Origin of the sequence: Marinomonas algicola (assembly GCF_014805825.1) — a bacterium.
In the GTDB taxonomy this organism is placed as follows: Bacteria; Pseudomonadota; Gammaproteobacteria; order Pseudomonadales; family Marinomonadaceae; genus Marinomonas; species Marinomonas algicola.
The window spans coordinates 2,961,025-2,983,690 of the sequence record NZ_CP061941.1 but is presented as its reverse complement, the minus strand read 5'-3'; the positions used below and the strand labels follow the sequence as shown (position 1 = coordinate 2,983,690).

Sequence of the window (22,666 nt, the reverse complement as noted above, 5' to 3'; positions counted from 1 at the left end):
TAGGTGCAAGTGCTGGACTTGCTTTTATAGCAAATGCCCCCATTTTTTTTAATTATGAGCGTAATTTTACCCTTGCTCACGGTATTTTATTTTAGGAGAAGCGTTTCATGTTAACTGACGTGCAAATATTGTCTGAACTAAAGGCATTAGTGGATGAAAACTCACAGTCACCTTATGGCGATGTTTGGCAATTATCCAGTCACGCGGAGTCATTAACGCTTACGTTAAGCTTGCCTTACGTAGCTCAAACAGAAACACACAGTTTGATAAATCGAATCCAGGCGACATTAAGTCAGCTAGGCGATACTCGTAAAGTGGATTTAACGATTCAGAGTACAATTGAGTCCTACGGTACTCAAGGTAACTTACCGGGTATGACAGGCGTGAAAAATGTGATTGCCGTCGCGTCGGGTAAAGGGGGTGTTGGTAAATCTACTACAACGGTAAACCTTGCCTTAGCTATGGCCCAAGAAGGCGCAAAAGTGGGTATTTTAGACGCCGATATTTATGGCCCAAGCCAAGGCATGATGCTTGGTTTTGATGCGGATACACGACCTAAAGTACGTGATGAAAAGTTCTTCATTCCACCGGTTGCCCATGGGGTGCAAGTCATGTCGATGGCGTTTCTTATGACCAAAGATACGCCTGTTGCATGGCGCGGTCCAATGGTAACGGGCGCATTAATGCAGCTACTTACGCAAACGGATTGGGATGATCTTGATTTTTTGTTTGTCGATATGCCACCGGGTACGGGTGACATCCAGCTTACTTTATCGCAAAAAGTACCTGTCGCGGGTTCGGTTATCGTCACAACGCCACAAGACATTGCGTTATTGGACGCCCGCCGTGGTATTGAAATGTTTCGCAAAGTGAACATTCCTGTCTTAGGTGTGGTTGAAAATATGTCGACCCATATTTGTTCAAATTGCGGTCATCATGAAGCCATTTTTGGTGACGAAGGTGGAGAGGCCTTAGCACAGGAGTTTGATGTGAACGTATTGGGTAAATTACCGTTAAGTTTGGCGATACGTAAACAAAGTGATGCTGGCGTGCCGCCAGTTGTCAGCGATGAAAAAGGTGATGTTGCCGCCATTTATCATTCGATTGCACGCAAGCTTGGTGCTACTCTTGCCAATTCAAATACTTCTTTTGAAATGCCAACCATTGGCATGAGTGATGATTAAGGAAAAAAAATGCGTTTGTGTGACCGAGATATTATAGCCGCCCTTGATGAGGGCGTTATCACCATTGACCCAAGGCCAGATAACAATGCCATCAGTGGGGTATCCGTTGACCTAACATTAGGCAACTCGTTTCGGGTCTTTCAAGGGCATCCTGCACCTTACTTGGATCTAAGTGGTCCAAAAGAAGCGCTTAATAAAACCATAGAATCGGTGATGGGAGACGAAATCGTTCTGCCTGATGGAGAACCTTTCTTTATTCATCCTGGTGAATTGGTTTTGGGCGTTACGAAAGAATCCATTACGGTTCCCGAGCACCTTGTTGGCTGGCTAGATGGCCGCTCTTCTTTGGCGCGTTTGGGGCTTATGGTACACGTAACGGCGCATCGAATCGACCCGGGTTGGAGCGGTGGAATCGTATTAGAGTTTTTAAACGGTGGTAAATTACCGCTTGCCGTTCGCCCTGGTATGACCATTGGCGCGATTAATTTTGAAACCATGACTGGCGCGGCGGATCGCCCCTACAACAAGCGTGACAATGCTAAATATCGTGACCAAAGTTCAGCCGTTGGTAGCCGTATCAGTAATGATGAAAAATTACTTTAATTGTATACTCAGGTAATGAGCGGCTATTAAGGTTGTAAAAGCGTGTCTAAAACGAGCGTCTTTTACAACCTTATACTCTGTCAGACACAAAGAAACCGATAGGAACCTTGCGTGAAACAGCCTCTAAGAAAACTCTTTTTACCCTTATTGAATGTGTTTGAGCGCGGTGAGGGAGCGTTCTCTTATAAAGAATCTCATAGAACCATTTTAGTGATAATGGGCTGTATCTTTCTGCTGTTATCCTTAGGCATCGCCTATCTAGGCATCCACTTTAGCCAAGGCGGAGCCATAGTCCCCTTCATTGTGTTTTTTGGCGTCGCTGCCACCGCATTAGTTGTCGGGACACTCGGTTCAGACAGAGCCGTTTCAAAAGTTTGGGGTACAAGGCGTTAAGCTAGGCCTATTTGTTTATAACTGTTTTGTAGTTACAACCCTCGAAAGTCTCATTCTCATCACGATAAAATTTTCATGGCTGCCCAGAGTTATAAGTTCTAAAGCAAAGACTTCGTCATAATAACGATAACCAAGCAAGGTGACTTGATACAGTTGTAACAAGTGAGCGTACCAACGTGTGACCTAACGACCAAAGGCACAACGGCGATCGCCGTTCAAATTGAAAAGGACACGACTCAAGGCTGAGGAGAAAACGAGGCCAAGGGCCAGAAGCCAACAAGTCAGTTTGTCTGATACCCCGTAATGCCATTGCATCTCTCAATGCGTTCGTCGTTCTTTGTTGTGAGGTGAAGATACTGTTACTGGAAAAAGCGTTTCACATCGTCGTGTGTGGATCGGGACGCGAATTTTATTTTTGCTCCCATTGCAAATTCAATTTAAGCTAAAGTGTACCCACCTTTTTATCTTTTTAGGATATTTATGCATAAACTCCCCCCTCGTGCATTGGAATACCTTAATGCTATTGCGCGTTATAAAACACTGAGGAAAGCCGCCGCTCGACTCAATGTTGATCCCTCCGCAGTCAGTCGTTTGTTGTCTCAATTAGAAGAAAAATTACTGTTGCCCGTTTGGGATCGAACGAATAACCATAATCCTATTACGCCTGCAGGTAATGAGTTACTTCAGTATTATCGAAAAATGTCGGCCAGTGAACAAGCCACGTTATCGAGAATCGATGATTTACTCAATTTGAGAACGGGTGAAGTGCGAATTGCGGTAGGTGAGGGGATTTTAGGTGATCTGATTTCATCTTCATTGCAGTCATTTTTGGAGAAGCATAAAGGGATTCAATTGTCAGTAGAAATGGCTGGAGCACAGGATGCGGTACAACTACTCCAAGAGGAGCACATTGATTTTGCGTTAACTTACGCTTCTGTTAATAACCCCAAACTCTATTGTCATCTCGAAACCAGTCACCCCCTTGAACTGATCGTGCCACCAGGGCATGCTTTAACCAAACAACAAGCGCCTGTGACTTTCCATTCTGTTGCAGAGTATCCTTTTGCTCTTCTTGATAAATCAACGGGTATGGGGCGCTTGGTGACACTGGTAGAAGAATTGAATCATTTAAAATTAACGCCTCGCCTTAGAACTAACTCGGTTGCCGCTTTGAAGAACTTTGTGATGTCAGGTCTTGGTATTACTTTTATGCCATTACTGACCGTACGTGACGAAATTGAGCAGGGGAAGATAGTCGTTATTCCTATTAAGAGCAGTATTCTTTCCCAAGCCAAAGTGCAAGTTTTGAGCATAGAAAGTAGAGAATTGACTTTGGCTGCTCAGGCTCTTTTGAGCCACCTGAGTGAAACGATGGCGTTCTTAGCTCACAAATAGAGTGGCTAATTTTGTTTTCTAATGTGTGTTGACTTTATTGCAACGTTTTAGGTCTTGTGATGTCAACAGCTCAAGTTTAAGTTGATAGTGTGAATAATAAAATGATAGAAAACAGATTACTTTAAAATCATAAAGGAACTCAAAAATGACAGTTATGAATCAAATATTCGGTAAAACACGTTTGTTTAAAGCAATGGCATTAGGGGCCGCCATTTCATCCATGTCTCTTGCTGTTCAAGCACAAACCATCAATCTAAGTTATAACGGTGCGGCTGATGCAGATAAGAATGCAGTACATTTATTTGCAACCAATCTGCAAAAATTAGTGGATCAGAAAACCAATGGTGAACTGACTCTTAAGCTTTATCCAAACAGCATGTTGGGTGAAGAGGAAGAGCGCATGGAGCAGGTATTAAATACGCCAAGTCTAAATGTGGCGTCTTTTGGAGGTGTTTCTCCTTTATTTCCAGAAATTTTTGTCAGTGCCATTCCTTTCCTATTCAGTGGTTTTGATCAAGCCCGTCAGTTTTTTGATGAAGGAAATTACTGGAAAGCTGTGCAGAGTGAGTTTTATGAGCGTACTGGTGGGCACCTTATGGCGGTAGTGGAAGAGGGCGGCTTTCTTGCCTTTACCAATAATAAGCACCCAATTAAATCCCCGAAAGATTTCGACGGTCTTCGCTATCGGGCGATGGATAAAAGTCAGGTTGCTCTTTACAACGCATTTGGTGCGTCTGGAACACCAATCCCCTGGACAGAAGTTTACCTTGCTCTAAAAACAGGTGTCGCTGATGGCCAGATGAATCCGCCTATGTACATTATTTTAGGCAGTTTATTTGAAGTGCAAAAATACGCAACGTTGGCAAACATCCAATATTCCGACCAGTTCTTAGTCGGCAATGATGAGCTACTAAAAAGCCTTTCATCTGAAGACAAAGCGGCTTTAATGGCGGCGGTGAAAGAAGCGAATGACATCAACAGAAAAGCGGTTGAAAGTCAGGTTGATTCCCGTGTTGCTTTTTTAGAAGAGAAGGGAATGGAAGTGTATCGTCCTTCGGCGGCCGAGTTAGAAGAATTTCGTACAGTGGGCCAGCCTTCTTATTTTAAATGGTTAGAAGAGGAAGGTATCGATCAGAAATGGGTTGATTTAGCATTAAAAGACGTTGGGTTTAAAAAGTAAACCCCATTTAGTTCGGCGCCTTTGGGCGCCGTTACGAGGCCATTATGACTTTGAACTCTATACGGGCAACATCGTATCGCTTACTGTTGTTTACATCGGCATCCATTCTTGCTTTGAATGTATTGCTTATCTTGTATAGCGTATTTACTCGCTATATTTTAAATCATTCGCCTATTTGGTCGGATGAACTTTCTCGATATGGCATCATTGCCAGTGTCATGTTGGCGATGTCTTGCGCCTATGTAGACTCGCGACACATGAGAGTCTCTTTTGTCGAACAACACGTTGGTCATACTGCTCGTCAGTTGATTCGTATGTATCAATGGTTGGTCGTACTGGGCGTTTCGTTGTTTTTTATCTACGTGAGTGCACGTTATTCAATCTCGCTGAATAAGTTTGCCAGCATGAGTCTGGGTGTGAGCAAAACGATTCCTTTGTTATCTGTGCCTATTGGCTTTGGTGCTTTGTTTTTGATGGTACTTATGCAAGGGCCATTCCCGCAGAATCACAAGAGGAATGAAGCATGCTGATTGCTATCGTTATTACCTTTTTAGTAAACATATTATTAGGTGTGCCATTATTTATTTGCCTGTTGTTAGCGTCATTAATAGGCTTTTATTTTGTTGACTTCTTTCTAGCCTACCGCATGGTGCCTCAACAGTTTTTTGGCGGTATTAATTCTTTTGCTTTAATGGCCATTCCGCTTTTTATTTTTGCTGGCAACTTGATGAACTCCTCAGGATTGACCTCGCAATTGATCCGTTTAGCCAACTCATTGGTTGGGCATCTGCGCGGTGGTTTAGGCTACGTTAATGTTGTGTCTAGCGTGTTTTTTGCGGGTGTGAATGGCTCAGCGGTTGCCGATACGTCCGCTCTTGGGTCGCTGCTTGTTCCTGCGATGAAAAAAGAAGGTTATTCAACTAGCTATGCTGCAGGTTTAACGGCTGCCAGTTCATTGATTGGACCGATTATTCCACCCAGTATTTTCATGATTCTTTATGCGTCTTTGACCAATACCTCCGTGGGAGATTTGTTTCTGGCTGGCGTCATTCCTGGCCTATTGCTTGGTGGTGCTTTTATTATTATGAATTATCTGTATGCCAGAAAAGTTGGCTTACAAAGTCAAACGGAAAGGTCTAGCGTTAAAGGCATTTTATACGCTTTTTGGTATTCGGCCCCAGCCTTGATAGCTCCTTTTATCATTGTCTCCAGTATTGTTTTTGGTTTTGTTACACCAACTGAATCGGGTGCTTTAATTGTTGCTTATGCTTTGCTGCTCGGTTTGCTAAATCGTAGCTTGTCATTTAGCAAACTTCGTGAAGCACTTATTGATACAGCTATTTTGACTGGCACCATCTTTGTCATTATTGCCGCGTCGTCTGTGGTGAGTTGGTTATTGGCTTATGCGCAATTACCTTCTCAACTCCTCGTATATTTGGAACCTTTTAAAAATAATCCTACTACTGTGCTTTTGATTCTCAGTCTGATTACTTTTTTTATCGGTATGTTAATGGAAGAAGTGTCTGCATTAATGTTACTTACGCCGGTGTTTTTCCCCGTGGCGATTGCCTCTGGTATTGATCCAGTACATCTGGGTGTGGTGATTACAATCAATATCACCATTGCATTGATCACTCCGCCAATGGGGGCGTGTGTTTTTGTTGCGGCGGCAGTGAGTAAGATCGAAATCACTGAGATGTTTAAAAGTATTTGGCCGTTTGTGATGGTGGCTGTTTTTGCTCAGATCTTTGTTATTTGCTTTCCGAGTTTAACTTTATTATTACCGAGTGTTTTTAATTGATATGAGCCGCTTTATAGCACAAAATCAAATTCCTCCGTCGAATGGTTTTTCTTGGAATAATTACAGGAAAATTACTATTGAAGATAACGGTGAAGTATTGATCCCGTTAAGCACCTCGAATCGTTTAGTGACTTACCCTTTCTATGCAAAAATGGGCATTGCCAATGCCATTCCTGAGTGTTTTGTACGCGAAAGTGTGTTTGATAAATTACATCAAGTGATCGACCTAATGCCTTCTGGTATCAGGTTAGTGGTGCTTGATGGTTGGCGTCCTTTTTCTGTACAGCAATATTTGTTTGATACTTTAATTAATATTTTGAAGAAGTCGTTTCCTCACCATTCAGAAAACTACTTGCATGAAAAGGCGAAGAGTCTAGTCTCGCCTCCTAGTACCGATATCAGTGCTCCTAGCCCTCACCTTACTGGGGGATCAGTCGATGTGGCATTGTGCGACGACATGGGGCGTTTTTTAGATATGGGGACTCACTTCGACGAAGCGAGTCAGTACTCATGGACAGACGCACTTGAAACGCCCAGTTGGAGTGATAAAGCGTCGCAGGAGAATCGTCGAATTCTTTATAATGCCATGATCGAAGTAGGTTTTACTAACCTACCAAGTGAGTGGTGGCATTATGATTTTGGAAACCAGTTATGGGCATATCGGTCTGAAAGCAAGAAAGCGATGTATGGCGTTACTCGACCAAGAGACATTCTTAAACAATGGGAAAGTGAAATTATAGAGAATGGCTTCATTTAGCTTTATGCTGAGTTCGTAGACATTTCAAAAACAAAGGGCCCTAGATAATCCTTGTTATCTAGGGCCTCTACAGTTAGTACACTGGCACCTTTCTCAATAACCTCGTTCTAAATCTACTGAGCTTGGAATCGTACCGTTTTTACGATAGTTGTTAATATTGTTTGCAACCACTTTTGAAGCCGAGTCGACATTCGTAGTCGCTGAGATATGAGGCAAAATGGATAGCTTTGGGTGTTGCCACAGCGGGCTGTCTTTTGAAAGGGGTTCTTCTTCGAAAACATCTAATACGGCGTGTGAAAGATGACCGGCATCGAGTAGGCTTGTTAGATCATCGTGATTGATTATTCCACCTCTGGCGAAGTTGATCAGTTTTGCTCCTTTAGGAAGGAGCCCCAACGTTTCTTTATTGAGCAGTTTTTGGGTGTGATCGGTTAAAGGAAGTAAGCAGATTAAAATGTCTGTTTTTTTTAGTAAAGAAACCAATCCTTCTTTACCAGAGTAATGGGAGACATTGGCAATGTCTTTGTGATTCCTACTCCAACTGTTGACACTGAACCCTTGATTGACTAATGCATTCATTGACGCTATGCCTAACTCTCCTGTGCCTAATACAGACACTTGCACTGTTTCAATCACAGGGTAGGGAATGGGTCGCCACATGTTTTGCTTTTGTTGGGCTAGGTATTCAGGGATATTACGATATAAATACAAACTCCACGTCAGCACCGCTTCTGACATCGTATTAGCAAGAGTCGGGTCGATCAGTCTGACCAATTGGGTTGGGCGTGCTTTAGCCATATTAATGGATCGAAAGGAACGTACCATCGCTTCCACACCGGCCCATAAACTCTGGACCCAAATTAAGTTAGGAAAACGGGCTAATACCTCTACGCTTGGGTTAGCGGCAATCGCTAATTCAACTCGAGAGGCTTCTTCATCCGTTAATTGATGTTCTAAAACAATGGTTTCATTAGGTAAAAGTAGGTTGAATTGAGCAAGCCATTGTTCTTGATTTACCGTATCCATGCTATGAATGAAAACAATGGGGCTCATGATTGAAATACCCTATCTGTATTGGCAAAACTTTTAAATTCTATTGGGTTTCCAAAAGGGTCGCTAAAGAACATGGTGTGTTGTTCGCCTGCTTGCCCCTCAAAACGTACACTGGGTTGAATGATAAAAGTGATGTTGAGTGCTTGCAGTTTTATGGCCAATTCTTTCCATTGTGTTAAGGGAAGAATGGCTCCAAAGTGTGGCATGGGAACGGCGATATTATCTACTTTTCCGGTAGGCTCTATATGAAACGGCTCGCCTAGATGAAGGGACAGCTGATGTCCAAAAAAATTATAATCGACCCAAGTATCAGTTTTTCGTCCTTGTTTACAGCCTAATGTATTGGAATAGAAGTCGCAGGCTATTTCTAAGTCGGTGACATTAAACGCTAAGTGAAAGATAGATGACATAGTGTATTTCCTTTTTATTCGAAATTAGCGGCTTATATTGTAGTGCAATATTACAGGCCACCCATAACGATATTGATGTTTTTTTATCACGGTCTAAACTGGAAAGAACCAAACTCAAGGATGAGGATCACGTATGCCAAGGGCAAGAAGCCAACAGGTCAATTTGTCTGACACACCTTATTAGCACTGCATCAGTCGATGCGTTCGCCGTGCTTTTTTATGTGGTGAAGACTCGGTCACTGCAAAGCGCTTTGCGCACCGTTGTGGGTGGATCGAGGCGCGAATTTTATTCTTAGCTCAGACCTTTTCTATCGATATTTGTGCTTATGTGGTGATGAGTAATCACTTGCATATTGTGCGGCATGTTGATGAAAAACAAGCCAAAAATTGGTCATCTCATGAGGTGTTGAGGCGTTGGCACGCTTTGCATAAAGGCACCTTATTTACGCAACAATACTCTCGAGGCGATACCATGCCGGACTATGTCCTAGAATTAGCAGAAAGATCGGAGGACGCCTGTCGAGGAGCGTTATGCTTGTTGTTTGAATTAGAGGATTTTATGTTGTTTCTAATTTATAAGATTGGATGTCCAGCATTAGTCACCACTTATGATTGGAGGGTTACGTTATGACCTGATTGCGCCATTGGCTGATTCTTCGAAGTCACGTTGTGTTTCATACGTCATTTTTTGTACAACGTTAGATAAAAACGCGAGTTGAGTGTTTTCAGTCACTTTATTGCGGAATGAGTCCGTTACTATTTCATCGCTGACGCGCTGTAAGGTTTCATCACGAATGCCCGAGTGCATGTTCGCTAACGTTTCTGTGAAGGCATTAAGAGACATTTTCTCGGTGGCGCTACTGTCACTGTGAGCGCTTTCAAACGCCACGAGCGTGCTGACTAGGTTGCCAACGTCTTTTTTATAAACGTCGAAGGTTTTTGCGCTGTATATATTTTCCGATTCATGACCTTTTACCGAGTGGCCGTTAACCATGTTGGCTTGGCTTTTGGTGGCGCCTAAAAGTATTCTTGACTGATTCACGGCACTGTCGAGGTTTTTAAACACGGCCGCGCCTTCTAATGCGATCACCGTCAAACCTTCTTCGATGTCAGGGCGCTCTATCAGAGTGACATCATGGTAGCGAGCGCCGTTGACCAGTGAGAGTACATTTTGGTTATTGCGCAGCTCACTCACTACGGAAATGGCCTCATCGAGGTTCTTTTTGTTGACGTTATCCCTCACCTTGGTTTGCAGCATATCATCGAGACCTGTGGCGGTGATCTCGATGTAAGCGCGTTTTTCTGGGTTCGATAAGCCGCTCAGTTCGGTTCCCATGGTCTCTAGTTGTTCTTCAGAAAAGTCGTATTGTTCCAACATATTGATCATGCTGGTTACCGAGTCCAAGGCAAACTCTCGACCATGGCTTTCTTCATTGTCTTTTAACAAGGCTTCATTGCCATGCCATGCCAAGCAATGCCAAAGTCTTTTTTGACCTGAGACACCAGTTCAGAAATTTTGATTGAGTCGACCATATCACCCAATGCACCAAGCAAGGAGTCGGGCAATTGGTTGCCCTTTGGCCCTGCTAGCTGGGCTAAGCGGTCGCCTAGAGCTGTGTCCAAACCGTAAACGCTGAGTAAACCGCTTTGTGCTTCATCGTTCATGTGTCCAAGTTGCTCGGTTAAAGCGCTGGGGTCGTCTGTGGCGACGATCGCCGTCACATAGTTGTGCAGATTATTGGCGGAGGTATCGCTGCGGTAGGGATCAAACTTGATTTGAGTGATTTTTTGACCGAAGACATTCTGTTTAAAGCTGGTGGCGGCATCGACATCGACTTGTTCAGCGTATTTGGCAGATTGTTCTAATATGGCACTGCGCTCAACAGTATTATTGCTTTTCAAGGCATCCATAAATTTAGCTACTTTATTTTGATAAGAACGGTCGGCTTCATTATGGGTTGTGTAATTTGCCGACGCTGGCAGAACCATTGCTTTAATCGTGATGGATAAATCCTCTAGTTCGTCATCGCTCATGGATTCCGCCAAATCCAGAAACTCCGGGTCGGTTAGCACGTCGGCATGGAGGAAATCTCGCATACTGTTTTGATAAAAGAAGTGGCCCGCATTGCCCTCATGTATCGGACCATCAAGGCGCTCAGCAAGCGCCTTTGCTTTTTCTTTAAGCTCGGGATCATCTTGGTACAGATTATACGGATCGCCTTTCGGACGAATCAGTGAAAAGGAAGACTCTTCTAAGATATCACGCTCACTTTGTAGAACCTGTGATGAACTTAGATCGACTACTGCGTTTTGTAACCCAGAAGAGGAGGCATTGCTGAGTTGAGATTGGTTTGATTGGTTGGATGAGTAAAACCTCATCGTCACATTCGTATTGCTCATACCGGTCACTGATATATGCGCCATCTTTAAAGTCCCTTTTATGAATCTGTACTCTATTAGCGGCCGAGCTGAATGAAACTTGAGCAAGTTTTTTGCCACATTGCAGGTATACGGTGGTTCATACAATTGTGAATGTGACGTTTAATACGATCATAGTACAAAATTGAGTGTCTGGTCTTTAATCCACACGACCATAAAGGCACCATGAGGCGGCTAGAGCGATTGAAAGAAGAGAGGGTTTAGGGATTTTGCTTGTTTAGTAATTTTAATGCTCATGTGTTGTTTGAATTGTAATAGCGGCAATACAAAAAGTGTTTTACTATCAATGGATAAGAATGTCCGCACCAGAAATAACAGGTTGTGGATAAATGTGTCAGCGAGCACTACTAAAAATAGTTAGGCATTTAGATAAACTATGAATTTATGGAGCGTGTTTTGAGTAACGAGTGGGATGAGTATGCAGAAAAATGGGATGTAGATCCCTCTGTTGAAACGTATGCAAAAAAAGCATTTTCCGAGCTTTTAGAGAATATCGATCTTAATAACCTTACTGTCTTTGATTTTGGTTGTGGTACAGGCGCCTTAACTCAGCTAATGAGTCCAGAGGTTAAACGTATTGTTGCGATAGATCCATCTTCAGAGATGATAAAGCATTTAGATAAAAAAGCGCTTAATAATGTCTCGTCTATCTCAGATTATCTATCCAAAGAGTTAGTGCAAAACCACCCAGAACTAAAAAGCAAATTTGATCTAATCGTGGCGTCGTCTGTTTGCAGTTTCTTACCTGATTATGAAGCGACTTTGATTGTATTAAAATCTTTACTAAAAAAAGGTGGGGTGTTTGTCCAATGGGACTGGCTCTCTGATGAAGAGTCAACTGGTATGGGTCTTTCGGACAAAAGGGTTAAGCAAGCATTTGTAGCAAATGGTTTTGTAGATATTAGGGTGAATTGTCCTTTTATAATGAGTAGTTCCAAAGGTGATAGGCCTGTTTTAATGGCAATCGGTAAGAATGCTTAATAACGGTTAATAAACAGGACACATTACAGTTTTTGCGCCGAATAATACCGCTATATCATTGCGTTATAGGTGTCACTTTGACCACAGTCTAAACTGTAAAAATTAACTTCAAGGATGAGATAAAATAGGTCAAATAAAGCGAATGTTTAATATCAAAGTTTGTCCTTAGGAGAGAAAATGAGTATTAGTGTCAAAAAGGCTGAAATCGAAAATTTAAAGGAAATTAGTGAGTTATTTAATTCTTATCGTGTTTTTTATCAGCAAGATAGCAATGTAGACTTAGCCGAGAATTTTATTTTTGATCGTTTAACAAACAAAGATTCTGTTATTTTTTATGCGTATGATGAAAATGGTAATGTATTGGGTTTCACTCAATTGTATCCAATGTTTTCTTCCGTTTCGGCTCAGGCCAGTTGGGTGTTAAATGATCTTTATGTGTCACCTTCTGCTAGACGTTTAGGTGTCGCTAAAAAGTTGATGGAGGCCGCTAAATTGTTTGCTATTGAAACAAAATCTAAAGGCATTGCTCTGGAAACCTCTAAGGATAACCTTAACGCTCAGTCTTTGTATGAATCACTTGGGTATAAAAAAGAGACAGGCGTTTATAACTATTTTTTAAGTTTGTAAACTTTGTATGACGCTTAAAAGTAAAATGCGGCTAGAGTCAGAAAACAAAGATAAGCTTGTGGCTAGGCTTACGTATCATGTCGTTTCCGGAAAGGTAGCTTCGGCGGGTGTGGTCTAGCTGAACAGTGCGAATACGGTTCAAGGCCAAGCTGTCACAGTAAAAGCCAGTAATGGTAATGTGATGATTAATGACGCGAAAGTAGCTATAGCTGACGTTGAAGCAAGTAACGGAGTCATTCATGTAATCGATAAGGTTCTATTACCTAAAGAATGTAAGTTAAGTTTAAACGATAAAAGCAGAGTATAAAATTATTTGTATTCTGCTTTTTAACGAGCGGATTAAAATCAGATAGCAAAATGGTGTCCTGCTATCTGTGAGGAAATGAATACACCGCTGGCTTCTGTTGAATTAAGTTTTAAGGGCGGCGACAACTGAAATTTCAACGAGTAATTCTGGTGAGGCCATTTTGGCTTCTACGCACGCGCGTGCAGGAGCGTGTCCTTCAGGTACCCAGGCATCCCATACAGCATTCATTTCAGCGAACAGACTCATGTCCTTAACGTAAATGGTGGCGGATAAAAGGTGTTCACGATCACTGCCAACCGACGCCAATAAATCGTCGACTTTTGCTAGCATGGTTTGAGTTTGATGAGTGATATCTTGAGTGCGATCTTCAGCTACTTGACCACATAGATACACAGTATTGTTGTGGACAACGGCGCGGCTCATGCGAGCCTTTGTTTCGTAACGTTGTATAGACATAGGTTCTCCTGTTTGTCACTTTATTCATTATTTTTTAAATTTAAGGGCTCTTCGTCGAGCCCTTATTGATAACGTTTAATTGACAGATCATGGGTGTCAATTTTTGGGTGTTCTCCAAGCATTAAATCTGCAATTACCTGACCAGAGCCGCATGACATAGTCCAGCCTAATGTGCCGTGACCAGTGTTAAGGTAAAGACCTTGTAGGTCTGTCATTCCAATAATAGGTGTGCCATCGTGCGTCATTGGACGCAGCCCTGTCCAGTATTCGGCTTTGTCTAAGTCACAGCTTTGACCAAATAAGTCGCTGACTACATGATTAATGGTGTTGGTGCGAGATTCTGGCAAATCAAGATTGTAACCGTTAAGTTCGGCTGTGCCCGCTGCTCGAATACGATCGCCTAAACGTGTTACAGCGACTTTATACGTTTCATCCATCACTGTCGAGATTGGAGCGTATTGAACATCTGTAATTGGTACCGTCAATGAGTAGCCTTTAACAGGGTACACTGGGAGCTTTATTCCAATGGTGTTAAGTAGTTTGGTTGAAAAGCTGCCTAAGCAGACCAGCACTTTGTCAAATGTTTGTTCGCCTTGATTCGTGGCTACACCTGTAACCCGTGAACCAGATTTAGTGATAGATTGAATGTTTTCGTTAAATTGAAATGTTACGCCCAACGCATCACATTCTTTTTTTAGCTTTTCGCAGAATACGTAGCAGTCACCGGTTTCGTCGCCAGGCAAACGTAACCCACCAGCTAGCTTACTTTCCACTGGTCGAAGGCCTGTTTCTATTGCCGTACATTCGGCTGCGCTGAGCATTTCGTGCGCGACCCCCAATGTTTCCAATACTTTTATGTCTTTTAGAGCACCGTCGACTTGTTTTTGAGTGCGGAACAATTGTAGCGTGCCTTGCTGACGGTCGTCATATTGAATACCGAGCTGGTCGCGCATCTCAATAAATTGATCACGACTGTATTCTGCAAGAGCCATCATACGTGATTTATTGGTGTTGTAAGCTGACTCGTTACATTGACCTAACATCTTAACTATCCAAGCAATTTTATCGGTATCAGGTGATAAGCTAAGACGTAAAGGCGAGTGCTTTTGCAAGAGCCACTTGGCCGCTTTTAACGGTATGCCTGGTGCCGCCCAAGGGGCGGAGTAACCCGGTGAGATCTGTCCCGCGTTTGCAAAGCTAGTTTCCAGTGCGGGGCCCTTCTGGCGGTCAATAACTGTGACGTTAGCTCCTTTCTTTGCAAGATAATACGCTGAAGTTAACCCAATTACGCCTGAACCAAGAATACAAATATGCATAATAAAGAAACCGTATTTATTGATAGTTAGTTTGACTATTTTAGTGCTATTTATTAAGTTTTAATAACTAATTAATGCGTGATTTTTGGTTGTATATTCTATATATTTAATTATATTAAGTTTTTTATGCTTAGTGTTTTTTTTGATTGGTTATTATGTTATATACCGTAAGAAGGCTTATTAAACTGAGTGTGATAGAGAAAATAATTGAATTTAGGTTGTTTTGTTTAGCATGCAAAAATCCATTAAGGCATCCAAGGTTAAACAGTATGAATGTTCTACTTTTCGGTTTCTGTTAGGTTGACTATGTTGAGTTATCCAATTATTCAGGCTTTTAAGGCTAACGCTGAACGGATATCCTCAATCACGTTAGATCACTTTTTTCACTCTTGATTTAAATTTTTTGCATGTTGTATTTCATTGATTTTGAACTAGAATTACATCGCTATACCTTGTCTATAAAAGTGGGTCTATACCTGAGGTACCCCCAAGAATTTCATATAAATAACAATTGGTTAACGCAAGAAGGGAACGTTCATGGCCTTTGGTGATCAATAATTTCGCCAAAAACAACTAAACACGAGAGCCATGAACGCAACGACTGTTCATCAAAGGAGCAACGAAAATGAAACACATCTTAGTTCTATTTTTATCCATACTTTGCTTAGGCGCAGTGAATGTGCAGGCGAATGACAATCAACTTAAGCAAGCTTACGAAGCACACCAGAGTGACATTCAAATTCGTGGCTCTGGAACGGTGTCTCGATTACTTCCTGATGATAATAAAGGTTCAAGGCATCAAAAATTCATCCTGAGACTCGATAGTAATCAAACCCTTTTGGTGGCGCATAACATTGATTTAGCACCTCGGTTGGATGGTTTGAAGCTTGGTGATCGAGTTGCATTCTATGGTGAATATGAATGGAATAGTAAAGGTGGTGTAATCCATTGGACTCATCGCGACCCAGGAAATAAACATGCTCATGGTTGGTTAGAGTACGCTGGGCGTGTGTTTGAATAAATTTCATCTAGTATTCAAGAGGGGCAACGCTTTTATTAAAAGACAGACAATCATGTTCGGCCGTTTTTTAATAAAAGCTTATCTTTACCGTATTTTTCTAGTGAGAACTTAGGTGAGTTCAACCATGAGGTCACTGCTGATATTTTCTAATGCGGACTCCAGTTCATTTAACGGCAGGCTTTTAGGGATGGACAACACCATATCGGTCCGAAACAGCATGTCGGAGCTCATCGGTGCGGGCTCACAAGTCGTGCTGAGCTCTTTTACATTCACTAAAAGAGCGTGTAGAACCTGAGAAACCTCTTGCACTATGCCAGGGCGATCATTGGCAACCACAGAAAGGGACAGAGTTTCCATCTCTTCCGAGGCTGAGTTGGCTATTTCTACGGTCACATGCAAACCAATTTTATCAAAATCTTTTAGTTCATTGATCAGCGCATCCTGATACGCCAGGGGAACAGACAAGGTTAAAATACCGGCAAACTTATCGGCTAAATGCGCCATTCGACTTTCTAACCAATTGCCATGATGGCGTGTAATGGTTTCAGATAAACGTTCAACTAACCCTGGTTGATCGTCCCCAATAAAGCTTAAAACCAAATGTTGTGACATATAAACTCTCTTTTAGAATTATTTTACAGAACTTACTCACGCATAGAGCGTAACACTTTATCACTAAATTTAGTGAATAATTACGGGGCTGTAAAGTAGGTTTAGAAGGCATCAGGCATAATGCTGACTCTCTTATAACGTCATCTTGTTCGTGCATGGTGATTTATTTACGTTCCTTAGAACGTAGAATAATGGGTACTAGAAGAGGACTACGCGACTACGCAGAAATGAGAGAAAGACGTGTGAACGTTATCGATTTATACTGTTCGTTTTAAAGTATCATCAGTCGTTAAATTGGATTAAATATGAACCTCTCGGTTACCTTAGGCGAAACGGAAACAACCCACCTTATTGTTCAGAGAAATTGGATTACCGGCCATCTTTTTTATGTAGAAAATGGTGAAATGAGAAATTTAAAAAAGCCGACACGATCAGGCGGTAACGTGTTAATAAAACGCAATGATACTTTTGATTTTGTTGTGGGTATAAATGAAAAGCATCATATTCGATTAGAACGAATACGACCAATGATATTTGGTGGTATACGGCCTCATTGTTACGACTTGTATGTAAACGATGTGCTTGTGAAGCGCTATAGAGGGTTCTAATGTCCATTCCATCTGTTATTAACATGAGATAATACAGCATCCTAGAATTATTTCTGCAAATAAGAAAGATTCTTGTTTTGACATGGGCTCCTGCTTTATCCTTAGTTTATCTAGGAGGCAAGTACGGCATTCTTTGTGGGATGATTTTCCTCAATACTGAATTTTTGAAAACGTATTCGCACCTTACCACGCCAAATTTATATTTAAAACGAGTAGTTCAATGGATAAAAATGACGTTAATTTAAATGACTTTTTAATGGCTCAGCGACAAATAGTGGGCCATAAAAACGTTATTACTGATGATAAAAAAGCGGCGAGTTATGCAAAAGGCTTTCGCTTTGGTAGCGGCAAGGTCTTAGCGGTCATTATTCCTTCTACTCTCATTGAGTTATGGGGAGTGACTAAAAACTGTGTTGAAGCCGATATCATAATAATTATGCAAGCGGCGAATACCGGTTTGACGGGCGGCTCGACACCTAATGGAGAGTACGATCGAGATGTGGTTATTATTAGCACAACCCAATTGCAATCAATACATTTGATAAATGACGGCAAGCAAGTGGTATCTTTCCCCGGAAGTCGTTTGTACGAATTAGAGAAGGCTTTGGAAGTGTATGATCGTGAGCCGCATTCTGTGATCGGATCATCTTGCATAGGCGCATCCATTGTTGGCGGCGTGTGCAACAACTCTGGTGGTGCATTGATTCAACGGGGTCCAGCCTATACTGAAATGGCACTTTATGCGCGTATTGATGAAAACCAACAATTAACCCTTGTTAATCATCTTGGTATTAATTTGGGAGAAGATCCAGAAGAAATATTGAATACGTTAGAATATAAGGCCTATAAAGAAGAAGACATTGAATACCCTGAACGAGCCGCCAGCGATAAGGAGTATCAAGAACGGGTACGAGATGTTGATGCTGACACGCCTTCTCGATTTAACAATGATAGCCGACGCTTGTATGAAACCTCTGGTTGTGCAGGAAAACTGATTGTTTTTGCTGTTCGCTTGGATACTTTTCCAAAGGTAAAAAAAGAGAAAGTGTTTTATATCGGCACCAATAGCACCGATACCTTAACACGCTTAAGGCGAGATATTTTAAGCGGCTTTAAACACCTTCCTGTTGCAGGAGAGTATGTTCACCGAAGCTATTTTGATGTGTGCGATAAATACGGAAAGGATTCATTTATTGTGATACAAAAATTTGGCAGTGAAAATATGCCTAAATTATTTTCACTGAAAAATAAGATAGATCGTCTCTTTAATAAACTGCCTATTTTACCTGAAAATCTGACTGATAAGGCGTTGCAAGCCATGGCTAATTTATTTCCAGACCATATACCGAAGAAAATTCGTGATTATCGAGACCAATATGAGCATCACTTGATGTTGCAAATGTCAGATGATGGTATAGCTGAAGCAGAAGGTTATTTAGGTAAGTTCTTTGATGAGAATGAAGGTGACTATTTCGAATGTACGGATGATGAAGGTAAACGAGCTTTCCTCAATCGATTTGTCGCTGGCGGTGCCGCCAAACGTTACCATACATTGAATCCTCAATTTGGTGACTTGCTGTCTCTGGATATTGCTTTACGCCGTAATGAAACCGAATGGTTTGAAACACTACCAGCCGAGATTGATAACTTAATCGAAGCAAAACTCTACACAGGTCACTTTATGTGCCATGTTATGCATCAAGATTACTTTTTAAAAGTGGGTGTTGATGAAAAAAATGTGAAAGATCAATTATTGGCCTTTTTAGACCAAAAGGGAGCCGAATACCCAGCAGAGCATAATGTTGGACAGCTTTATAACGCGAAAGAACCCCTTAAACGCTTCTATCAAGACAATGACCCAACCAATAGTTTAAACCCTGGGATTGGTAAAACTGCAAGAGGTAAGCACTGGCAATAGTTTTATATACTTCGTTTATTTTATATTACAGAGAAATTTCCGACGTTTACTTTATTGGATGCATTACGCGATTTGGTTTGATTTTTGGCTTGACACAGAAGCGGATCCGCTTCTGTGTCATAAAACGTTATTTGAAATACTAAGGTGTTTGGCTCGATAAACATTTTCTTGCTTTCTTACGTCTCTATGGGCTGCCGACTCTGTATTGATAACAGCTTACTTTTCCCTGTCTACTGCTTGTTTTCTATGGTTCTACCATTTATTTAATTGAGTATTGGTTTTAATTCTAAATGTTATGATATAACATTTCTTTTTTTGTTGTTTCATAATGTAGGGGGAGTATATGAGTGAGCATCTAGAGAAGATCGAGCAGAAAAAAAAGCTGCCAGTAACGGTTATTTCAGGTTTTCTTGGGGCAGGTAAAACGACTTTACTTAATCATATTTTGACGAACCGTGAAGGTCGGCGTGTTGCTGTTATTGTTAATGATATGAGTGAGGTCAATATAGATGCCAACTTGATCAGGGAGGGTGGTGCCGAATTATCCCGTACTGATGAAAAAATGGTTGAGATGAGTAATGGGTGTATTTGTTGTACGCTCAGAGAAGATTTATTAATCGAGGTGGAGAGATTGGCAAAGGAGGGAACGTTTGATCAAATTGTGATTGAGTCTACGGGTATTTCTGAACCGCTCCCTGTGGCTGAAACCTTTACATTTGAAGGTGAAGATGGTCGTTGTTTAAATGAAGTTGCACAACTTGACACCATGGTTACCGTTGTCGATGCATTTAATTTTCTTCGTGATTACAGTTCACAAGATGGTTTGCAAGAGCGTGGGGAATCGTTAGGGGAGGAAGATGACCGAACGGTCGTTGACTTATTGATTGAGCAAATTGAGTTTTGTGATGTCATTGTCATAAACAAAATTGACTTGGTCAGCGAAGAAGAAGGTGATCGTTTAAAGGCCATTCTTATTAGCCTGAATACTCGGGCTAAAATTTACATAGCGCAATTTGGTAAAGTACCACTGGATCAAATATTAAATACTGGGTTATTTGACTTTGAACAAGCTTCTTTAGCACCGGCTTGGTTGCAAGAAATTCGTGGAACCCATGTACCAGAAACAGAGGAATATGGAATCAGTAGCTTTGTATATAAAGCGAGAAGACCGTTTCATTCAGAGCGTTTCTACGACTTAATTAATCAAGATTGGCCGGGTGTAGTTCGCTCAAAAGGCTATTTTTGGTTGGCTAGCGATCCAACCAAAGCGGGCAGCTGGTCGCAAGCTGGCTCGGCAGCAAGGCATGCTCCTGCGGGTTATTGGTGGGTCTCTGTGCCAAAAGAAAATTGGCCTACAGATGAAGAGTCCATTGATTGGATTTATGAAAAGTGGGACGACAAAGTGGGGGATGCCCGTCAAGAGTTGGTGTTAATTGGAATGGACATGGATGAAGGCGCTTTACGTTCGTCTTTGGATCGTTGTTTGTTAACAAACGAGGAGCTTTCTCAAGGCGCCAAGGTGTGGAAAACATGGCCGAACCCATTTATCGAATGGGCTTGATCGGTTTGCTTTTTATATTAATAATCTGATGTTGCTGCACTTTTTATACTCTTAAGAAGTGCATCTTAGGAATAAAAAACGAATGAATAACTTACTTCCTGATGTGTCTATTTCCGATAAAGCGTCCAATCAATCCTCTTTAGAATGGGTCGGAATGCAGGGCATAGATATACCTATTACTATCATAGACGCTGAGTATAAAAGAGAGCTACATGCGAGTGCCGATGTTCAAGTGAATTTGCCTGCGGCCCATATAAAGGGCATTCATATGTCGAGGCTCTATCGGTTACTGGAAACCTTAAGTGATGGCAAAGCACTTTCTCCTCATCGTTTAGAAACGCTGTTACACGCCATGATTGAAACTCATCAAGATTGCCATACAGACAGTGCTCGACTGCGGTTATCTTTTGATTTATTGATTCGTCGTCCGGCGCTAGTGACTCAGGGGGAATCTGGCTGGAAAGCGTATCCTGTTTGTATTGTCTCTAAGATAGTGAAAAACGTGTTAACGATCAAAGCCACTGTGACCGTGGAATATTCCTCAACTTGCCCTTGCTCAGCGGCCTTATCGAGACAATTAGTCGAGCAGAGGTTTCTGGATGATTTTGGGAATCAAGTGAACCTAACTTCAAACACGGTTGCTCAATGGCTTCGACAGAATGCGACCTTAGCAACAGCCCATAGTCAGCGCAGTGAAGCGGTTGTTAGTATAGATGTGCCCAGCAACATAGGTACTTTTTCATTACTACCATTAATAAATTGCATTGAAAGTGCGTTAGGAACCCCACTACAAACCTCAGTAAAACGATCGGATGAACAGGCCTTTGCGGCGTTAAACGGCCAAAATTTGATGTTTGTCGAAGATGCCGCACGTAAAATTCAAGCGAAACTTAATGGTCTATTTGCAGCGCCTAAAGTGCATGTACGTCATTTGGAAAGTTTACATCCGCATGATGCGGTTGCTTGGTTATAAATGCCTAGGTTTCTATCTAATACATGATCCTTTGCTGTGCGCGTTACGATGGCTATTATCATAGGAGGCAGATGAGTGGATGATCTCTAAGAAATTAGGTCGCTTCCTGTTAGAATAAAACACAAGACCATTACTGTGTTTGTTTCATTGTTAAAGCGCTAGAGTATTCTTCGCGCTTTTAACATTGAGAATTTGACGAGATCTCGTTTGATTTCGACCATTATTTTTAGCTTGGTACATTAGTTGGTCGGCCTCTTCAATGATGTCATCTAAGGTTGTGTTAGTGTGATGATCAAGATGATAAGTGACAACGCCAATACTGACCGTTAACGGTTGATCAGAAAGTTTGATTTCATGTATTTTCTTGTGTATTTTTTGACAAAGATGTTTAGTCTCTTCAAATGTTGGACCATAAAAAACAACTAAAAACTCTTCACCTCCCCACCTGGCCGCTAGGTCTTGCTTTAAACAAACTTGATTTAATGCTTTTCCGACTTCAATTAAAATTTCATCGCCCTTTACATGACCATGCTGGTCATTAATTTGTTTAAAAAAATCGATATCTATCATAGCTAAAGATAAGGCTGGGCTTTTTCTACACGTGTTTTTAATCAGGCTTTCTGTTTTTTCGATTATTGATCGTCGATTGAGTAGGTGAGTTAGGTAATCTGTTGTGGCGGCCAATTCAAGTTTTTCAGCTTGGTGCTCAAGCTTATCCCTAACATCTAGCAGTTCTTGGTACAGTTTATCTCGTTTTACGGCGGTGAAGATAGACCAAAAAATGATGTTGTCTTGAATGTTGATGTTGGCGACAATTGGCAGTCTGTCTCTCTCTTTTGTCAGGATGGTTAATTGAATCTCAGTAAGCTCATGCTCTTTTAATAAGGTAGGGTAGACGTAACTTTCTAAAAAAATCAGCGAAGCTTTGGTGAATATTTCATTAACATCTAAGCCTATTAAATCGCTTTCTTCGTATAAAAGAGTACGACAAATATTATCATTGACGTACTCAATGTGTCTTTCATTGATGTTACTGATAAATAATCCACATGAAAAACTGTTTATCATATG

The 22,666-nt window shown here is 41.5% G+C and carries 25 protein-coding genes; 17 read left to right on the top strand and 8 right to left on the bottom strand.

Going from position 1 to position 22,666, the window contains the following annotated elements; translation table 11 throughout:
• Positions 1-107: 107 nt before the first annotated feature.
• The 8 genes from apbC (at position 108) to IEZ33_RS13580 (ending at position 7,313) form a co-directional block, all read left to right on the top strand.
• Positions 108-1,184, top strand: a complete 1,077-nt coding sequence (gene apbC / locus IEZ33_RS13615; RefSeq protein WP_191600580.1) for an iron-sulfur cluster carrier protein ApbC — start codon at positions 108-110, stop codon at positions 1,182-1,184.
• A 9-nt stretch (positions 1,185-1,193) separates the two neighbouring features.
• The gene (gene dcd, locus IEZ33_RS13610) at positions 1,194-1,787 is read left to right on the top strand and encodes a dCTP deaminase (RefSeq protein WP_191600579.1); all 594 of its coding nucleotides are present in this window, start codon (positions 1,194-1,196) and stop codon (positions 1,785-1,787) included.
• A 111-nt stretch (positions 1,788-1,898) separates the two neighbouring features.
• On the top strand, positions 1,899-2,180 hold the full coding sequence (locus IEZ33_RS13605; RefSeq protein WP_191600578.1) for a hypothetical protein: 282 nt from the start codon (positions 1,899-1,901) through the stop codon (positions 2,178-2,180).
• Positions 2,181-2,660: 480 nt separating this feature from the next.
• Entirely contained in the window at positions 2,661-3,575 is a 915-nt protein-coding gene (locus IEZ33_RS13600; RefSeq protein WP_191600577.1) for a LysR family transcriptional regulator, read from the top strand.
• A 145-nt stretch (positions 3,576-3,720) separates the two neighbouring features.
• The gene (dctP, locus tag IEZ33_RS13595; protein WP_191600576.1) at positions 3,721-4,755 is read left to right on the top strand and encodes a TRAP transporter substrate-binding protein DctP; all 1,035 of its coding nucleotides are present in this window, start codon (positions 3,721-3,723) and stop codon (positions 4,753-4,755) included.
• 44 nt (positions 4,756-4,799) lie between these two features.
• Positions 4,800-5,285, top strand: coding sequence for a TRAP transporter small permease (locus tag IEZ33_RS13590; RefSeq protein ID WP_191600575.1), 486 nt, complete (start codon positions 4,800-4,802; stop codon positions 5,283-5,285).
• Positions 5,279-6,556, top strand: coding sequence for a TRAP transporter large permease (locus tag IEZ33_RS13585; protein ID WP_191600574.1), 1,278 nt, complete (start codon positions 5,279-5,281; stop codon positions 6,554-6,556). Before IEZ33_RS13590 ends, IEZ33_RS13585 begins: the two co-directional genes overlap by 7 nt.
• Before the next feature lies 1 nt (position 6,557).
• Entirely contained in the window at positions 6,558-7,313 is a 756-nt protein-coding gene (locus IEZ33_RS13580) for a M15 family metallopeptidase (protein WP_191600573.1), read from the top strand.
• A 93-nt stretch (positions 7,314-7,406) separates the two neighbouring features.
• On the opposite strand, the gene IEZ33_RS13575 is transcribed toward IEZ33_RS13580, so the two are convergent.
• Positions 7,407-8,366, bottom strand: coding sequence for a 2-hydroxyacid dehydrogenase (locus IEZ33_RS13575; RefSeq protein ID WP_191600572.1), 960 nt, complete (start codon positions 8,364-8,366; stop codon positions 7,407-7,409).
• Positions 8,363-8,776, bottom strand: a complete 414-nt coding sequence (locus IEZ33_RS13570; RefSeq protein ID WP_191600571.1) for a VOC family protein — start codon at positions 8,774-8,776, stop codon at positions 8,363-8,365. The genes IEZ33_RS13575 and IEZ33_RS13570 overlap by 4 nt, the downstream gene beginning before the upstream one ends.
• A 334-nt stretch (positions 8,777-9,110) precedes the next feature.
• Here IEZ33_RS13570 and IEZ33_RS13565 point away from each other — a divergent pair, with 334 nt between their 5' ends.
• Positions 9,111-9,407 (top strand): hypothetical protein, encoded by a 297-nt coding sequence (locus IEZ33_RS13565; RefSeq protein ID WP_191600570.1) that lies wholly within the window; start codon positions 9,111-9,113, stop codon positions 9,405-9,407.
• On the opposite strand, the gene IEZ33_RS13560 is transcribed toward IEZ33_RS13565, so the two are convergent.
• Together IEZ33_RS13560 and IEZ33_RS13555 are read right to left on the bottom strand one after the other, a co-directional pair.
• Entirely contained in the window at positions 9,402-10,247 is an 846-nt protein-coding gene (locus IEZ33_RS13560) for a hypothetical protein (RefSeq protein ID WP_191600569.1), read from the bottom strand. The genes IEZ33_RS13565 and IEZ33_RS13560 overlap by 6 nt on opposite strands.
• The gene (locus IEZ33_RS13555; protein ID WP_191600568.1) at positions 10,217-11,200 is read right to left on the bottom strand and encodes a hypothetical protein; all 984 of its coding nucleotides are present in this window, start codon (positions 11,198-11,200) and stop codon (positions 10,217-10,219) included. The genes IEZ33_RS13560 and IEZ33_RS13555 overlap by 31 nt, the downstream gene beginning before the upstream one ends.
• 411 nt (positions 11,201-11,611) lie before the next feature.
• Here IEZ33_RS13555 and IEZ33_RS13550 point away from each other — a divergent pair, with 411 nt between their 5' ends.
• The 3 genes from IEZ33_RS13550 to IEZ33_RS20635 all read left to right on the top strand — a co-directional run bounded on the left by IEZ33_RS13550 (position 11,612) and on the right by IEZ33_RS20635 (position 13,130).
• A complete protein-coding gene (locus IEZ33_RS13550; RefSeq protein WP_191600567.1) occupies positions 11,612-12,196 on the top strand; it encodes a class I SAM-dependent DNA methyltransferase in 585 nt (194 codons plus the stop codon).
• A gap of 177 nt (positions 12,197-12,373) precedes the next feature.
• On the top strand, positions 12,374-12,823 hold the full coding sequence (locus tag IEZ33_RS13545) for a GNAT family N-acetyltransferase (protein ID WP_191600566.1): 450 nt from the start codon (positions 12,374-12,376) through the stop codon (positions 12,821-12,823).
• A 118-nt stretch (positions 12,824-12,941) separates the two neighbouring features.
• Complete coding sequence (locus IEZ33_RS20635) at positions 12,942-13,130, top strand: fasciclin domain-containing protein (RefSeq protein ID WP_206696963.1); 189 nt, start codon at positions 12,942-12,944, stop codon at positions 13,128-13,130.
• 102 nt (positions 13,131-13,232) lie between these two features.
• On the opposite strand, the gene IEZ33_RS13535 is transcribed toward IEZ33_RS20635, so the two are convergent.
• Both IEZ33_RS13535 and IEZ33_RS13530 read right to left on the bottom strand, forming a co-directional pair.
• Complete coding sequence (locus tag IEZ33_RS13535; RefSeq protein WP_191600565.1) at positions 13,233-13,586, bottom strand: RidA family protein; 354 nt, start codon at positions 13,584-13,586, stop codon at positions 13,233-13,235.
• 62 nt (positions 13,587-13,648) lie between these two features.
• Positions 13,649-14,902 carry a D-amino acid dehydrogenase gene (locus IEZ33_RS13530; protein WP_191600564.1) on the bottom strand — a complete coding sequence of 418 codons (1,254 nt, stop codon included), beginning with the start codon at positions 14,900-14,902 and terminating at the stop codon, positions 13,649-13,651.
• A 625-nt stretch (positions 14,903-15,527) separates the two neighbouring features.
• Between IEZ33_RS13530 and IEZ33_RS13525 the strand changes: the two genes are divergently transcribed.
• Complete coding sequence (locus IEZ33_RS13525) at positions 15,528-15,923, top strand: DUF3465 domain-containing protein (RefSeq protein ID WP_191600563.1); 396 nt, start codon at positions 15,528-15,530, stop codon at positions 15,921-15,923.
• A gap of 108 nt (positions 15,924-16,031) precedes the next feature.
• On the opposite strand, the gene IEZ33_RS13520 is transcribed toward IEZ33_RS13525, so the two are convergent.
• Entirely contained in the window at positions 16,032-16,535 is a 504-nt protein-coding gene (locus tag IEZ33_RS13520; protein WP_191600562.1) for a glycine cleavage system transcriptional repressor, read from the bottom strand.
• A gap of 305 nt (positions 16,536-16,840) precedes the next feature.
• Between IEZ33_RS13520 and IEZ33_RS13515 the strand changes: the two genes are divergently transcribed.
• The 4 genes from IEZ33_RS13515 (at position 16,841) to folE2 (ending at position 21,595) form a co-directional block, all read left to right on the top strand.
• Positions 16,841-17,143 (top strand): hypothetical protein, encoded by a 303-nt coding sequence (locus IEZ33_RS13515; protein WP_191600561.1) that lies wholly within the window; start codon positions 16,841-16,843, stop codon positions 17,141-17,143.
• A 220-nt stretch (positions 17,144-17,363) separates the two neighbouring features.
• Positions 17,364-19,061, top strand: a complete 1,698-nt coding sequence (gene dld, locus IEZ33_RS13510) for a D-lactate dehydrogenase (RefSeq protein ID WP_191600560.1) — start codon at positions 17,364-17,366, stop codon at positions 19,059-19,061.
• A 343-nt stretch (positions 19,062-19,404) separates the two neighbouring features.
• On the top strand, positions 19,405-20,622 hold the full coding sequence (zigA, locus tag IEZ33_RS13505; protein WP_191600559.1) for a zinc metallochaperone GTPase ZigA: 1,218 nt from the start codon (positions 19,405-19,407) through the stop codon (positions 20,620-20,622).
• Between the two features lie 82 nt (positions 20,623-20,704).
• Positions 20,705-21,595: a GTP cyclohydrolase FolE2 gene (gene folE2 / locus IEZ33_RS13500; RefSeq protein ID WP_191600558.1), complete on the top strand. Its 891-nt coding sequence runs from the start codon at positions 20,705-20,707 to the stop codon at positions 21,593-21,595.
• A 150-nt stretch (positions 21,596-21,745) separates the two neighbouring features.
• Here the strand turns inward: folE2 and IEZ33_RS13495 are convergent, their stop codons facing one another.
• Positions 21,746-22,663, bottom strand: a complete 918-nt coding sequence (locus IEZ33_RS13495) for a GGDEF domain-containing protein (RefSeq protein ID WP_191600557.1) — start codon at positions 22,661-22,663, stop codon at positions 21,746-21,748.
• Positions 22,664-22,666 lie beyond the last annotated feature (3 nt).

What these genes read in the sequence shown, in the direction of transcription:
- apbC (WP_191600580.1), top strand. Translation starts at nt 108, where the DNA reads ATGTTAACTGACGTGCAAATATTGTCTGAACTAAAGGCATTAGTGGAT.
- dcd (WP_191600579.1), top strand. Translation starts at nt 1,194, where the DNA reads ATGCGTTTGTGTGACCGAGATATTATAGCCGCCCTTGATGAGGGCGTT.
- IEZ33_RS13600 (WP_191600577.1), top strand. Translation starts at nt 2,661, where the DNA reads ATGCATAAACTCCCCCCTCGTGCATTGGAATACCTTAATGCTATTGCG.
- dctP (WP_191600576.1), top strand. Translation starts at nt 3,721, where the DNA reads ATGACAGTTATGAATCAAATATTCGGTAAAACACGTTTGTTTAAAGCA.
- IEZ33_RS13590 (WP_191600575.1), top strand. Translation starts at nt 4,800, where the DNA reads ATGACTTTGAACTCTATACGGGCAACATCGTATCGCTTACTGTTGTTT.
- IEZ33_RS13585 (WP_191600574.1), top strand. Translation starts at nt 5,279, where the DNA reads ATGCTGATTGCTATCGTTATTACCTTTTTAGTAAACATATTATTAGGT.
- IEZ33_RS13580 (WP_191600573.1), top strand. Translation starts at nt 6,558, where the DNA reads ATGAGCCGCTTTATAGCACAAAATCAAATTCCTCCGTCGAATGGTTTT.
- IEZ33_RS13575 (WP_191600572.1), bottom strand. Translation starts at nt 8,366, where the DNA reads ATGAGCCCCATTGTTTTCATTCATAGCATGGATACGGTAAATCAAGAA.
- IEZ33_RS13570 (WP_191600571.1), bottom strand. Translation starts at nt 8,776, where the DNA reads ATGTCATCTATCTTTCACTTAGCGTTTAATGTCACCGACTTAGAAATA.
- IEZ33_RS13565 (WP_191600570.1), top strand. Translation starts at nt 9,111, where the DNA reads ATGAGTAATCACTTGCATATTGTGCGGCATGTTGATGAAAAACAAGCC.
- IEZ33_RS13555 (WP_191600568.1), bottom strand. Translation starts at nt 11,200, where the DNA reads ATGGCGCATATATCAGTGACCGGTATGAGCAATACGAATGTGACGATG.
- IEZ33_RS13545 (WP_191600566.1), top strand. Translation starts at nt 12,374, where the DNA reads ATGAGTATTAGTGTCAAAAAGGCTGAAATCGAAAATTTAAAGGAAATT.
- IEZ33_RS13535 (WP_191600565.1), bottom strand. Translation starts at nt 13,586, where the DNA reads ATGTCTATACAACGTTACGAAACAAAGGCTCGCATGAGCCGCGCCGTT.
- IEZ33_RS13530 (WP_191600564.1), bottom strand. Translation starts at nt 14,902, where the DNA reads ATGCATATTTGTATTCTTGGTTCAGGCGTAATTGGGTTAACTTCAGCG.
- IEZ33_RS13525 (WP_191600563.1), top strand. Translation starts at nt 15,528, where the DNA reads ATGAAACACATCTTAGTTCTATTTTTATCCATACTTTGCTTAGGCGCA.
- IEZ33_RS13520 (WP_191600562.1), bottom strand. Translation starts at nt 16,535, where the DNA reads ATGTCACAACATTTGGTTTTAAGCTTTATTGGGGACGATCAACCAGGG.
- IEZ33_RS13515 (WP_191600561.1), top strand. Translation starts at nt 16,841, where the DNA reads ATGAACCTCTCGGTTACCTTAGGCGAAACGGAAACAACCCACCTTATT.
- dld (WP_191600560.1), top strand. Translation starts at nt 17,364, where the DNA reads ATGGATAAAAATGACGTTAATTTAAATGACTTTTTAATGGCTCAGCGA.
- zigA (WP_191600559.1), top strand. Translation starts at nt 19,405, where the DNA reads ATGAGTGAGCATCTAGAGAAGATCGAGCAGAAAAAAAAGCTGCCAGTA.
- folE2 (WP_191600558.1), top strand. Translation starts at nt 20,705, where the DNA reads ATGAATAACTTACTTCCTGATGTGTCTATTTCCGATAAAGCGTCCAAT.
- IEZ33_RS13495 (WP_191600557.1), bottom strand. Translation starts at nt 22,663, where the DNA reads ATGATAAACAGTTTTTCATGTGGATTATTTATCAGTAACATCAATGAA.